Genomic DNA, 13,393 nt, shown 5'->3' with positions numbered 1-13,393 from the left:
CTACGCCTTTTTGCTGGTTCCATTACGTCCTCCTGAAAAACAGATCAGAAGGTGTAAACCTTATTCAGGACGGGACACACGCAAGAAAAAGGGGAGACCCGTCGGCCTCCCCTTAGAGAACTTCGTCCTGGCTCGACACTTGTGGCGTCGGCTCACCTCACGCCGTCTTCTGGACAGTGTGCAGCTCGGGGGCCGGCACATCCCCGGTGGGGGTGGCGACCGCGGCGGGCCTGATTCGGCGAGCCGCACTGGACTGTTTGTCCGAGCAGTGATTCTGGTGATAAGAATAGGCTGGGAGCGCCGGCAGAGGATTGCGAAGATTGCTGAATTAAACATCACTTGCGCAATTTTTAACCCCGGATACATAATCCTCCGCAATAGTTACGACAAAGGACCGTTTGATGAGCAAGCTCGACCGTTACGACCTGAGTATTCTGGCGGAATTGCAGCGCGACGCACGCATCTCCAACCAGGAGCTGGCCGAGCGCATCGGCCTTTCGCCTTCGCCGTGTTCACGGCGGGTCAAGCAACTGGAAGACGACGGCTACATTTCCCGCCAGGTCGCCCTGCTCGACCGCAAGATGCTGGGCCTGAGCCTGACCGCTTACGTGCTGATCGGCATGGACCGTCACACGCCGGAGCGTTTCGAGAATTTCGAAGCGGCCATCCGCACCCTGCCCCAGGTACTCGAATGCAGCCTGGTGACCGGGATGGATGCCGACTATCAACTCAAGGTCGTGGTGCCGGACATGGACCACTACCAGAAACTGCTGCTGGGGCATCTGACGCGGATTGAAGGCGTGACCAGCGTACGTTCGAGTTTTGTGTTGAATCAGGTGTTGAACAGCACCGAACTGCCTTTGACTCATCTGCGCAGTTGAGGACGCCTTCGTCGGAACGCCGCCCGGAGCAAGCCCGCTCCCACAGTTAATCTCTATCGGTCAGAAGATCCAATGTGGGAGCGGGCTTGCTCGCGAAGAGGCCGGCACAGGCGACGAATGACTGCGACACACCGACGCAGGTCAACTCACCGCCATTCTCCCTTGGCGTATACTCGGCGCGCCCTTTTAGTAGCCACGCCCGCGCTGGAGATGTTCGATGGATCCTGCCGTTTTCGAAGAGTGGATGATGACCGGACTGGTCAGCATCCTGATCATTTTCATGGGTTTCATCGTCTGGGATCTGGCGAAGAAGTCCAAGGCCGGGCGCTTTGGCTCGTTCATCCTGTTCTTCGTGCTGGGCCTGGGCGTGGCGGCGTTCGTGATCAAGAGCGTGGTGATCGGCCTGATCGAGTCCGGAACGTTATAAGCGCGCCGGCACTTCCTTCCACTGGCCCTGATCGAGCCCCTCGATCGTCCAGTCACCGATCCTGACCCGCACCAGACGCAAGGTCGGCAACCCGACCGCCGCCGTCATGCGCCGCACCTGTCGGTTGCGCCCTTCGCAGATCACCAACTCCAGCCAACTGGTCGGCACGCTTTTGCGAAAGCGCACCGGCGGATTGCGCGGCCACAATTCGGGTTCGTCCAGTTGCCGCGCCTCGGCGGGCAAGGTCATGCCGTCATTCAATTCGACGCCGTCACGCAAGCGCTGCAATTGCTCGGCGCTCGGCTCACCCTCGACCTGCACCCAATAGGTCTTGGCCAGCTTGTGTTTCGGGTCGGCGATCCGCGCCTGAAGCTGGCCGTCGTTGGTCAGCAGCAGCAAGCCTTCGCTGTCGCGGTCCAGCCGTCCGGCCGGATAGATTCCCGGTACGTCGATGTAATCCTTGAGGGTCGCGCGCCCTTCGCCGTCACTGAATTGCGTCAGCACATCGAAAGGTTTGTTGAACAGGATCAGCTTCGGCTCGGCCGGTGGTGCCTTGGCGACACGGCGCGGGGCTGAAGGAGAGGGTTTCGCGCCAGGGCGGCGGGAAACGGGACGTTGAGGAGGACGAGACATGAGAAAGGAAACATCTAACGGTCAGGGCTGCTAATGCTAGTGCCCTGACCGCCAAATGACCATGACAACCGTTAGCGGAACGGCGGCTCGTCGAAGCTGCGCAGTTTGCGCGAGTGCAGCGAGTTGAGTTCGGTGCGCAACAGATCGACCGCCTCGATACCGATCTTCAAGTGCTGGCTGACCGCGCGTTCATAGAAGGCATTGGCCGAGCCCGGCAGCTTGATTTCGCTGTGCAGTGGTTTGTCCGAGACGCACAGCAACGTGCCGTACGGCACCCGCAAACGATAACCTTGCGCTGCGATGGTGCCGCTTTCCATGTCCACCGCCACGGCGCGGGACAGGTTGATCAGCGGCCGCTCCTGCGCCCAGCGCAGCTCCCAGTTACGGTCGTCGTAGGTCAGCACGGTGCCGGTGCGCAGGCGTTTTTTCAGTTCGTCGCCCTTCTCGCCGGTGATGTTGGCCGCCGCCTGCTGAAGCGCGAGTTGCACTTCGGCCAGGGCCGGAATCGGAATGTTCGGCGGCACGACCCGGTCGAGAATGCCGTCGCGACGCATGTAGGCGTGGGCCAGCACGTAGTCGCCAATCGTCTGCGACTGACGCAGGCCGCCACAGTGGCCGATCATCAGCCAGCAATGCGGGCGCAGAACGGCCAGGTGGTCGGTGATGTTCTTGGCGTTGGAGGGGCCGACGCCGATGTTGACCAGGGTCACGCCGTGGCCATCGCTGGCGATCAGGTGATAGGCCGGCATCTGGTAGCGGTGCCAGACCACCCCGGCAGCAATCGCCGAGGCTTCGCCGTGGTCCATGCTCTTGTCGATGATCACGTTGCCCGGCAGCACCATGCGCACGAAACGCGGGTCAGTGCGCAGCTGCTCCAGGCCATGGACGATGAACTGGTCGACGTAGCGGTGATAGTTGGTCAGCAGAATCCACGGCTGCACATGCCGCCAGTCGCTGCCGGTGTAATGCACCAGTCGGCGCAGGGAGAAATCCACCCGTGCGGCATCGAACAGCGCCAGAGGCAGCGGATCGGTGTTTTCCCAATCGTACAAACCGTCGGCGATGCCGTCGGTCGCGGCCGACAGGTCGGTACTCGGGAACACCCGCGCCAGCACGGCGGCGGTGACGCCGGAGCCGGCCAGCTCATCGCCCTGCTCGACCACATACGGATACGGAATGTTCTGCTGACTGACGCCGACTTCCACGGTCACGGTGAAGTCGTGCATCAACGGAACGAGCTGTTCCAGCAGGTATTTACGGAAAGCCGACGGATGGGTGACGGTGACGCTGTAGGTGCCCGGCAACTGGACCTTGGCGTAGGCGCGAGTGGTCTGCGGGACTTCGCCCTGGCAGTGGTAGGTCAGGCGCAATTCGGGATAGCGGAACATCGAGCGCTGTTCGGCATCGGGCTCGACGCGATCCTTGAGGTAGCGCTTGAGCGCCTGGCTCAGCGCGGTGGTTGCACGATTGTGCAAGTGTGCAAGCCGATCCACGGCTTGCTCGGCGGTTTGAACGACAATAAAAGCTTCGGTCACGATCAGCATCCTGTGTTCTGACTTGCTGACCTTCATCTTGCCCGTATTGCTCGACAAAGGCACTACCGGCGGCTCCACCTCATCATTAATAGACCAAGCCTATTACCTGATAACAATCAATACCTGTCAAATGTACCAGCTATTCCGACATTTCTTTCAAGTATAAGCTTCATCGGCAAGTACTCTTTACCTGTTTGTACTAAACGAGAATATCGCCATGAACAATGAAACTGAAAACAGCCTTCTTGATCCAACGTTTGGTGGCAACGGTACTGTCACCTTCGAAGTTCCAACCGGTTATTTCAGAGGTATTTCCAAGGCTTTAAACAACGGATTAGTCATATCAATTGGCACAACTGAGCCTTACGACGAACTTGTCATTATCGTCCACAATGAAAAAGGCATTGAACTGAGCTCTAAAAAATTAGAGCTCAGAGAATACGAAATTATTGCTCCCGCCGTCTCCAACTTCATCGTACAACCTGACAACAAGGTGGTCGTGTGCGGATTCAATCAAGGCATAAACAATCCACCTACAACGATCGTTTTCTTTGCTCGACTAAATGCTGATGGAACGGTGGACACTACCTTTGGCAACAACGGAATGACGATCGTCGATATCGATAACCAATTCGTAGTCGAGGGTACACGGCGCAGAGTCGGCATGGCACTTCGTCGCGACAGTACGATCATCACTTCCGTCGAACTCACCATCGGCGCATCAGTGAATTACACAGGCGCGCTGATCAGTCTGGATGCAAACGGCAATCTGGAAGACTTCTTCGGCGATCACGGCATTGTTTATGCCCAAGCAAACGTCTCGTTCCAAGGCCTTGCCATACTGAACAATGACAAGCTACTCGTTGTGGGGGCACACGCTCAATACACAGGTGCCTTTGTTGCACGCTTTAATCGAAATGGCAGTTTAGACAATAGCTTCGGGGCGGAAAAAACCGGCTATGTCATTATCTACGGAAAAAATGCGATTCATATCGAGCTATATTCGACGATACAACTAAAAAACGGAAGATATCTAACATCCGGCTACGCACTTAATAGAAGCACTGGCTTCACAAGACCTATCATCGCAATGCTTGACACCGACGGCTCATTATCCAGCAGCTTTAACGATGGAGAATTGCTTGAGCTCCCCCAAGAAGAAAAACTATACGCCTCAGGTCTATCGGAAATCAATAATAAACTACTGATTTTCATCAACAACATTACCACTAACAAAATAATATTCCTAAGGCTTCATGAGAACGGCTCAACCGACCTTGAATTTGAAAACAACGGTAAATATGAGTTTTTCTTTAAACCACCGATTACTACAACCGGTTTTGAGTTATTACCTGACAAAAAATCACTCGTCTATGGCTCTTCACTTGAGCGTGGCGAAACGAGCGGTGCCATCGCTCGTTTTCTAACAAATACTTAGTGAACAAAGGCAAGACTGGATTTCCCGGCCTTGCCTCCACTCGGACCCCTTACGAAATTGAGCGCATGACAATCGCCTCAACATCCAGACCACGTGGCAATGCGCCGTACACTCGGCCGCCACCCTCCAGACGACTGGCGATGAAGGCATCACTGACCACCGCATTCCCGGCTTCCAGCAACAACCTGGCCTGCAGTCCCAGCGCGATGTCCTCGGTCAACTGCCGGGCGCGGTATTGAATGTCGCTGGTGTCCTTGAAGGCCACCTGCAATTGATTGATGTGCGCAGCCAGGCGCTTGTCACCATGACCATCGCCCAGCTCGCTGAACAGCGCATCGAGCACGCCCGGCTCTTTCGACAGGGCACGCAGCACGTCGAGGCATTGCACGTTGCCGGAACCTTCCCACGTCGAATTCACCGGCGCCTCGCGGTAAAGCCGCGGCAGGATGCTTTCTTCGACATAACCCGCGCCGCCCATGCATTCGGCGGCTTCGTTGATCATCGCCGGCGCCCGCTTGCAGATCCAGTACTTGCCCACCGCCGTCACCAGCCGGGCGAATTTGGCTTCCTGCGAATCATCCAGATGATCCAGCGCCCGGCCCATGCGCAGGCTCAAGGCCAGGGCGGCTTCGCTTTCCAGTGCCAGATCCGCCAACACGTTTTGCATCAAGGGCTGTTCGCTGAGCAGCTTGCCGCCGACCGAACGGTGGGCACAGTGATGGCTGGCCTGGGTCAATGCCTGACGCATCAGCGCACTGGAACCGACCATGCAATCGAAGCGGGTCATGGCGACCATCTCGATGATCGTCGGAACGCCCCGGCCCTCTTCACCGATCATCCACGCCAGTGCGCCACGGAACTCCACTTCGCTGGAGGCGTTGGAGCAATTGCCGAGCTTGTTCTTGAGGCGCTGGATGTAGAACTGATTGCGCGTGTCGTCCGGACGATGGCGCGGCAGCAGGAAACAGGTCAGGCCCTTGTCGGTCTGCGCCAGGGTCAGGAAAGCGTCGCACATCGGCGCCGAACAGAACCATTTGTGGCCCACCAGCTCATAGGCCTGACCAGGGCCACTGGCGCCGACCGGATACGCCTTGGTGGTGTTGGCCCGGACATCGGTGCCGCCCTGCTTCTCGGTCATGGCCATGCCAATGGTGACCCCGGCCTTGTGGGCCATGCCGACGTTGCGCGGGTCGTATTCGGTGGCGAGGATTTTCGGCAGCCATTTTTCCGCCAGGTCTGGTTGCAGACGCATGGCAGGGACACTGGCGAAGGTCATGGTCAACGGGCAGCCACTGCCGGCTTCGGCCTGGCTGTGCAGATACGACATGCAAGCGCGGGCGACATGGGCCCCGTCCTGCGGGTGCGCCCAGGGCAGCGAGGTCAAGCCGTGCTCGACCGCCGTGCGCATCAATTGGTGATAGGCCGGATGAAATTCCACCAGATCGATGCGATGACCAAACCGGTCGTGGCTATTGAATACCGGCTTGTTCTGATTGGCCAGAAACCCGGCTTCCATCAGCGGGCCACCGGCCAGTGCGCCGTAGGCGTCGATCCGCGATTCGGCCCAACCGGCCCCGAACCGCCGCGACCACTCCTGCAACGGCAAGTCGATGCGGTACAGGTTGGCGCCGTCCAGTGACGGTGGCTGGTTGGTGACTTCGTGGGTTTCGGCGAACTGATGCAGGTTCATGACAGGGCTCCTTTGGTCGGCCAAGGGACTTCAGTTAAGCACCGCCCCACGGCCGAACAAAGTGTCATACACGCCTAATTGTCGGCGCTTTCGCCCTGTTTCGAGCAGAGCACACGGCGGTAGAGCGCGGCCTGCAAGTCTTCGAATTTCACCGGTTTGTTCAAGTGATCAATCACCGCGCCGGTCGGGCAGCGCTCACGGTCTCCGCCCAGAGCAATCAAGAACAACGGCAGTTCGGCATAGCCGGGTAACGCGCGGATCCGGCAGCACACCGACTCACCGTCCTGCAGCGGCAACTGACAATCGACCAGCACCGCGTCAAACACTTCGCGCTGCAAGAGACCGAGCGCGGCATCGACGCTATCGGCCGTACGCACGCGAAAGCCCAGCTTGAGCAGCATGCCGCGCATCACCAACTGACTGATGTCGTTTTCATCCACCAACAACACGGCACAATCCTGAGGCAAGCGCAGGCGCGGAAAATCCCGGGTCATCAACGGCGTCACCGGACGTTCGGCCACCGGCAGCCCGACTTCCACATCCAGCTGAAACCGGCTGCCGCGTCCTGGCTCGGTGCGATGCGTCAGGCGTCCACCGAGCAATTCGACCAACTGACGGCAAATCGCCAGGCCAACCCCCAGGCCACCGTATTCACGGGTCATCGAGCCATCGAGCTGGAAGAACCGTTGATACATCGTGGCCTCCCCTAAATCGGTGAAGCCAATGCCCGTGTCGATCACCGCAAAGGTCAAGGCCAACCGATCGGGCTCGATGGCCTTTGCGGACACCCGCAGGGCCAAGCCGCCGACCTTGGTGAACTTGATGGCGTTATCCAGCAGGCATTCCAGGCACTGCGCGATCTTGACGTTGTCGCCATGCAAGCGATCCGGTACACCTGGCGCGACATCGACCTTGAAGTCCAGCGACTTGTTCGACGCGTTGCCCTCGAACTGCATGCGCAGTGCTTCGACCATGCCACGCAAGCTGAAGGTATCGGCCGAGGCCTTGAGTTTGCCGGCCTGCAATTCGGTGAGGGTGAGGATGCCGTTGACCATGCGCATCATGTCCCGGGCCGATCCAGACGCCGTCTGCTGATACTGTTCGAGCTCCGGGTCCATCTCGACCGTCTGCATCAGCTCCAGCGAACCGATCACACCGTTCATGGGCGTGCGCAGTTCGTGGGTCAGCGTGGCAAGGAACTCGTCCTTGAGCTTGTTACTGCGGGCCAGTTGCTGGTTGAGGACTTCAAGCTTCTGGCTGGCGTCGAACAGGGTTTGTGCCTGCTGCTCGCGCATGTCGTTGATGCGGTCGGCCAGCGCCAGCGACAGCAATGCCACTTCGATGGCCGAGCCGATCTGGCTGGAATACATGGTCAGGAACACATTCGGCAGGTAGCCCAGCACCATCAGCGTATTGACGATGCCACCGAGCAAAAACGCCGACCAGGCAATGATGAAATACCGCGCCACCCGCAGACCTCGCAACCAGGCAAAGATCCCGGCGGCAAAAATCACCACGGTGAACGTCAGCGCCAAGGCCGTGGCCAGACGCAAGGCCAGGGCATAGCTGGTCATCAATGACAGGCCGACCACCAGCGCACCGAAGCCAACCAGCGCCAGCAACAGGCGATCGAGCCAGCGACTGTGGGTGGCCATTTGCAGGAAACTGCGGGCGAACTGACTGCCGAACAGCCCCGCACAGCCGATGAAAAACGGCGTCGCGGCGTTGGCCCACCACGGATTGTCCGGCCAGAAATACTGCACGGCCGCACCGTTTACCGACAGCTGATACAAGCCGAACGAGGCGATATAGAAGATGTAGTAGAGGTAGCTGGTGTCGCGCACGCTGAGGTAGATGAACAGGTTGTAGACCAGCATCCCCAGCAGCACGCCATAGATCAGCCCCAGTACGTAGAGGCGCACGGGCTGCTCTTCGAGGTAGGCGGTGCTCGACCACAAGGTGACCGGCGCCTGGATCGAGCCTTCGCTTTGCAAGCGCATGAATACGGTTTCGGCCTGATCCGGCTTGAACGCCAGGTCGAACAGATAGTTGTTCTGACGAATCTCGCGACTGGCAAAGGGCAAGGCATCGCCGGTCTGCCTGACCAACCGATAGTTGCCGGCCGCATCGGGCAAATAGAGATCGAGATGATCGAGGGGCGGATAGGCCAGTTCCAGCAGCCAGGTCCTTTGCGCCGCCGAATTGGCCGGACGGTAATGCAGATCGATTTTCAGCCAGAACACCGAACGCGAGTACCCTGCGTTGAGCGTGTCCTTGTGGTGCGGTTTGAAGTTGCCGGCCGCCGCTTGCGCACGGATATCCGCGATGGTCGCCTGGCCACCTGCGTCCTCATAGACCTGCAGGGTTCGGCCCAAGGGGAGGCTTTGAGTGAACTCGTCGAACTCGACGGCGTTTGCCAGGAGGGGCAAACACAACAGCAACATCAGCAAATAGCGCATTGAAGCCCCAGCGTGGCCTGTCCGGTTCTGTCAGGAAGCCCCCCATTCCTTTTGAGCAGACGTAAAACCGGCATCACCTGTTATTGGTTTGGATCCACTCTAGCATAGCCGTTGATGGCCATTGAATACCATTGAAATTTTTCATGGAAAGGCTCTAGGACGGGCGTTTCAGCGAGACCACTAAACGATTATCAATGGCAGAAATCTCACTATGGCGAAGGGGCAGCCCCCTCACCACAATGTATCGACCAAAAACACTGCCACAACACCCGAAAAACAGGTTTGGTGGTAAGCTCGCGCACCATGAATATCTACAGTTCTCGCCCCGTTGTCCTCTGTCTCTCCGGCCACGACCCAAGTGGTGGCGCCGGCTTGCAGGCAGATATCGAAGCCCTGCTCGCTCAGGGTTGCCATGCGGCTCCGGCCGTCACCGCCCTGACCGTGCAAGACACCGTCAATGTCACGGACTTCCGCGTCCTGGACCGTGAGTGGGTACTGGCCCAGGCCAATGCCGTGCTCAACGACTCCGAAGTCGCGGCGGTCAAACTGGGCATGCTCGGTTCCCTGGAAATGGTCGACACCGTGGTCGAACTGCTTTCGGCGCACCCGCACTTGCCGGTGGTCTGCGACCCGGTACTGCGCGCCGGCGGTGGCGGACGCCTGGGCAAGGATGAAGTCGGCTACGCCATGCGCGAACGCCTGCTGCCCCTGTCGATCATTGCGACCCCCAACCTTCCCGAAGCCCGTATCCTCGCCGAACTGCCCGAAGGCACCGCTGACGAGTGCGCTGAAAAACTCCTGCCGTTCGTCAAACACCTGCTGATCACAGGCGGCCATGGCGACGAAACCGAAATCCACAATCGCCTGTACAGCCGCGACGGCCTGCGCGAAACCTATACCTGCCAGCGTTTGCCGGGCAGTTATCACGGTTCCGGCTGCACCCTGGCCAGTGCCCTGGCCGGTCGTCTGGCCCAGGGCGAAAACCTCGCCAGTGCCGTACAGACCGCGCTTAACTACACATGGCGCACCCTGCGTGATGGCGAGCAGCTAGGCAAAGGCCAGTTCGTGCCGCGCCGCTTGCCACTGGATTTCTGTTCGTAACTTCTATTTGAGATGCGGTGAGGCTTGTCCGATGAAACTACGTGGCCTGTACGCCATTACCGACAGCCATTTGCTGGACGGTAAGTTGCTCAAGTACGTGGAGGCGGCGCTGGAAGGCGGCGTCACCTTGCTGCAATACCGCGACAAGAGCAGCGACGAGGCCCGCCGCCTGCGCGAGGCCGAGGCCTTGCGCGACCTGTGCGAACGCTACAAGACCCAGCTGATCATCAATGACGACGCCGAGCTTGCCGCCCGCCTGAACGTCGGCGTACATCTGGGCCAGACCGACGGCCCGCTGTCGCCGACCCGCGCACTGCTCGGCTCCAAAGCGATCATCGGCTCGACCTGTCACGCGCAAATCGAACTGGCTGAGCAAGCGACAAAGGAAGGCGCCAGTTACGTCGCCTTCGGCCGCTTCTTCAATTCGAATACCAAGCCCGGCGCACCGACCTGCAGCCTCGACCTGCTCGACCAGGCCCGCAAGCAGTTGCACCTGCCGATCTGCGCGATCGGCGGCATCACCCTGGATAACGCCGCACCGCTGGTGGCCCATGGCGTCGATCTGCTGGCGGTGGTGCATGGCCTGTTTGGCGCCGAGAGCACGGCTGAGGTCACCCGCCGCGCCCGCACCTTCAACGAATTGTTTTCTATTTAAGCTTTAAATCTGATTTGAGAGCCCGATCATGTCTCGTTCCGAAACACTTTTTGCCAATGCCCAGAAACACATTCCCGGTGGCGTGAACTCGCCGGTTCGCGCGTTCAAGAGCGTCGGCGGCACACCGTTGTTCTTCAAGCACGCCGAAGGCGCCTACGTCACCGACGAAGATGACAAGCGCTATGTGGATTACGTCGGCTCCTGGGGGCCGATGATTCTCGGCCACAGCCACCCGGATGTGCTGGACGCGGTGCGCAAACAGCTGGAGCACGGCCTGTCCTACGGCGCCCCGACCGAGATGGAAACGCAGATGGCCGACCTGGTCTGCTCCCTCGTGCCGTCGATGGAAATGGTGCGCATGGTCAGCTCCGGCACCGAAGCGACCATGAGCGCCATTCGCCTGGCCCGCGGCTTCACCGGCCGCGACAGCATCATCAAGTTCGAAGGCTGCTACCACGGTCACTCCGACAGCCTGCTGGTCAAGGCCGGTTCCGGTGCACTGACCCAAGGCGTACCGAGCTCGGCCGGTGTACCGGCGGCATTCGCCAAACATACCCTGACCCTGCCTTTCAACGACATCGATGCCGTTGAAGCCATGCTTGCCGAAGTCGGCCAGGACGTGGCCTGCATCATCGTCGAGCCCGTGGCCGGCAACATGAACTGCGTACCGCCGGCACCGGGGTTCCTCGAAGGCCTGCGGACCCTGTGCGACAAGCACGGCGTGGTGCTGATTTTCGACGAAGTGATGACCGGTTTCCGTGTCGCTCTCGGCGGTGCACAGGCGTACTACGGCGTGACGCCGGACCTGACCACCTTCGGCAAGATCATCGGTGGCGGCATGCCGGTCGGCTGCTTCGGCGGCAAGCGTGAAATCATGCAGCGCATCGCCCCGCTGGGCCCGGTCTACCAAGCCGGTACGCTGTCCGGTAACCCGCTGGCGATGGCCGCCGGCCTGACCACCCTGCGCCTGATCAGCCGCCCGGGCTTCCACGCCGAGCTGACCGACTACACCACTCGCCTGCTCGACGGCCTGCAACAGCGCGCCGATGCGGCCGGCATTCCGTTCGTGACCACCCAGGCCGGCGGCATGTTCGGCCTGTACTTCAGCGGTGCCGACGATATCGTTACTTTCGATGACGTCATGGCCAGCGACGCTGCCCTGTTCGGTCGTTTCTTCCACCTGATGCTCGAAGGTGGCGTGTACCTGGCACCGAGCGCGTTCGAAGCCGGTTTCACTTCGATCGCCCACGGCGAAGCTGAACTGAAGCTGACCCTGGACGCCGCCGAGCGCGCCTTCGCGGCCTTGAAGTAACGCTCAAATGCTGACGCCGGCCCTTGCCAGCGTCAGCTTTGGCCTGCATTCCCACGTTTTTTCCTGCGCCGCTGCTGATAATCCCCCCGCAAAGCGGGCGATAAATTTCCCGCGCAGCAGAAAAACGAGTAAAGACTTTGTAAGGTTGGCCCTGCTTATTTCATAATGCGCGCTTATTGGATCCCTCGATGGGTCCGCGCGCCCTTCAGAGGTAAGTCGATTCCCATGAACCGCACCGGCCGCACCCTTGCACTGGGCTGCCTGTTGCTTCTTCAGCCCCTGCTCGCGCACGCACAGGCAGGCGGCAACTCGTTGTTAATCCCAGCGATGGGTCGCTGCACCCTCAATACCCAGCCGCAAGACCTGGAACAGGCGCTCGCCGCCTGCCAGAAAGCGTCGGAAGAAGGGGATGCGCAAGCGCAATACGAGTTGGGTGAGTTCTACTACGAAGGCAAAAACACGCCGCGCGACCTCAATCAAGCCCTAAGCTATTTCGAAAAAGCCTCGCTGCAAGGCCACGCCCAGGCACAATTCAAACTCGGCACCATGTTCTTCCACGGCGAAGGCGTGCCGGCCAATAACGTTCAGGCGTACATCCTGCTGAAGATGGCGGCGGTCAACGGCGCCGAAGATGCACTGGACACCGCCGACGAAGTCACCGAAAAGATGCCCCGCGAAGAACTGGAGCTTGCTACCCAGGTGCTCGGGCAAATCTTCCGTAAATATTTGATGGAATTGCAGAGCGCTGACGGGCGTACGCCTTTCGCGCCTCTACCTTGAATTCTGCTGAGCTTTTTCCGGCCTCTTCGCGAGCAAGCCCGCCCCCACATTGGAATGCAGTACCCTGTGGGAGCGGGCTTGCTCGCGAATGAAGCAACCCGGTTTTGTGCCTTACTTCTCAGGCATCGGCATCGGAAACGGCATGACATTGCCGACCGCGCCACGGGCTTCGCTGATTTTCGGAGTTCCCATACGTTCGACTTCATCGATACGCACGATCGAATGCATCGGCACAAAACTGCGCACCACGCCTTCGAACTGAGCCTTGAGCTTTTCTTCGCTCGGATCGACGACCACTTGCGTACGCTCGCCAAAGACGAACTCCTCCACTTCCAGAAAGCCCCACAGATCACTTTGATAGATCTGCTTGGCATACATTTCGAACACCTGGCCCTGGTTGAGGAAAATCACCTTGTAGATTGGAGCTTCACGTTTGGTCATGGCAGGCGAGCAACACATCGGGGGATAAAAATGAGGGCGCG

The 13,393-nt window shown here is 59.4% G+C and carries 12 protein-coding genes; 7 read left to right on the top strand and 5 right to left on the bottom strand.

Annotated elements, in window-relative coordinates:
- Positions 1-401 precede the first annotated feature (401 nt).
- Together AC07W4_RS10390 and AC07W4_RS10385 are read left to right on the top strand one after the other, a co-directional pair.
- Positions 402-881 carry an Lrp/AsnC family transcriptional regulator gene (locus tag AC07W4_RS10390; RefSeq protein WP_007937367.1) on the top strand — a complete coding sequence of 160 codons (480 nt, stop codon included), beginning with the start codon at positions 402-404 and terminating at the stop codon, positions 879-881.
- 217 nt (positions 882-1,098) lie between these two features.
- The gene (locus tag AC07W4_RS10385; protein WP_007937369.1) at positions 1,099-1,308 is read left to right on the top strand and encodes a DUF2788 domain-containing protein; all 210 of its coding nucleotides are present in this window, start codon (positions 1,099-1,101) and stop codon (positions 1,306-1,308) included.
- Here AC07W4_RS10385 and AC07W4_RS10380 read toward each other — a convergent pair.
- Together AC07W4_RS10380 and amn are read right to left on the bottom strand one after the other, a co-directional pair.
- A complete protein-coding gene (locus tag AC07W4_RS10380; protein ID WP_495032342.1) occupies positions 1,303-1,941 on the bottom strand; it encodes a pseudouridine synthase in 639 nt (212 codons plus the stop codon). The genes AC07W4_RS10385 and AC07W4_RS10380 overlap by 6 nt on opposite strands.
- A 71-nt stretch (positions 1,942-2,012) precedes the next feature.
- On the bottom strand, positions 2,013-3,512 hold the full coding sequence (gene amn / locus AC07W4_RS10375) for an AMP nucleosidase (protein ID WP_495032344.1): 1,500 nt from the start codon (positions 3,510-3,512) through the stop codon (positions 2,013-2,015).
- 181 nt (positions 3,513-3,693) lie between these two features.
- Between amn and AC07W4_RS10370 the strand changes: the two genes are divergently transcribed.
- Positions 3,694-4,914 carry a delta-60 repeat domain-containing protein gene (locus AC07W4_RS10370; protein WP_495032341.1) on the top strand — a complete coding sequence of 407 codons (1,221 nt, stop codon included), beginning with the start codon at positions 3,694-3,696 and terminating at the stop codon, positions 4,912-4,914.
- A 49-nt stretch (positions 4,915-4,963) separates the two neighbouring features.
- Here the strand turns inward: AC07W4_RS10370 and AC07W4_RS10365 are convergent, their stop codons facing one another.
- Positions 4,964-6,604, bottom strand: coding sequence for an acyl-CoA dehydrogenase family protein (locus AC07W4_RS10365; RefSeq protein ID WP_495032340.1), 1,641 nt, complete (start codon positions 6,602-6,604; stop codon positions 4,964-4,966).
- Positions 6,605-6,678: 74 nt separating this feature from the next.
- Positions 6,679-9,063 carry a hybrid sensor histidine kinase/response regulator gene (locus AC07W4_RS10360; protein ID WP_495032339.1) on the bottom strand — a complete coding sequence of 795 codons (2,385 nt, stop codon included), beginning with the start codon at positions 9,061-9,063 and terminating at the stop codon, positions 6,679-6,681.
- Positions 9,064-9,366: 303 nt separating this feature from the next.
- On the opposite strand from AC07W4_RS10360, the gene AC07W4_RS10355 reads away from it, so the two are divergent.
- From AC07W4_RS10355 to AC07W4_RS10340, 4 genes are all read left to right on the top strand, one after another.
- On the top strand, positions 9,367-10,164 hold the full coding sequence (locus tag AC07W4_RS10355) for a hydroxymethylpyrimidine/phosphomethylpyrimidine kinase (protein WP_495032338.1): 798 nt from the start codon (positions 9,367-9,369) through the stop codon (positions 10,162-10,164).
- A 31-nt stretch (positions 10,165-10,195) separates the two neighbouring features.
- A complete protein-coding gene (gene thiE, locus AC07W4_RS10350; RefSeq protein WP_495032337.1) occupies positions 10,196-10,819 on the top strand; it encodes a thiamine phosphate synthase in 624 nt (207 codons plus the stop codon).
- Positions 10,820-10,847: 28 nt separating this feature from the next.
- Positions 10,848-12,131, top strand: a complete 1,284-nt coding sequence (hemL, locus tag AC07W4_RS10345) for a glutamate-1-semialdehyde 2,1-aminomutase (protein ID WP_008052405.1) — start codon at positions 10,848-10,850, stop codon at positions 12,129-12,131.
- Between the two features lie 225 nt (positions 12,132-12,356).
- Positions 12,357-12,911 (top strand): tetratricopeptide repeat protein, encoded by a 555-nt coding sequence (locus AC07W4_RS10340; RefSeq protein ID WP_151214175.1) that lies wholly within the window; start codon positions 12,357-12,359, stop codon positions 12,909-12,911.
- A 111-nt stretch (positions 12,912-13,022) separates the two neighbouring features.
- Here AC07W4_RS10340 and AC07W4_RS10335 read toward each other — a convergent pair whose 3' ends face one another.
- Complete coding sequence (locus AC07W4_RS10335) at positions 13,023-13,352, bottom strand: DUF1820 family protein (RefSeq protein WP_008052403.1); 330 nt, start codon at positions 13,350-13,352, stop codon at positions 13,023-13,025.
- Between the last annotated feature and the right edge of the window lie 41 nt (positions 13,353-13,393).

It is taken from the genome of Pseudomonas sp. GW821-FHT02A08 (genome assembly GCF_059422045.1).
This window is presented reverse-complemented; position numbering and strand designations above follow the sequence as displayed.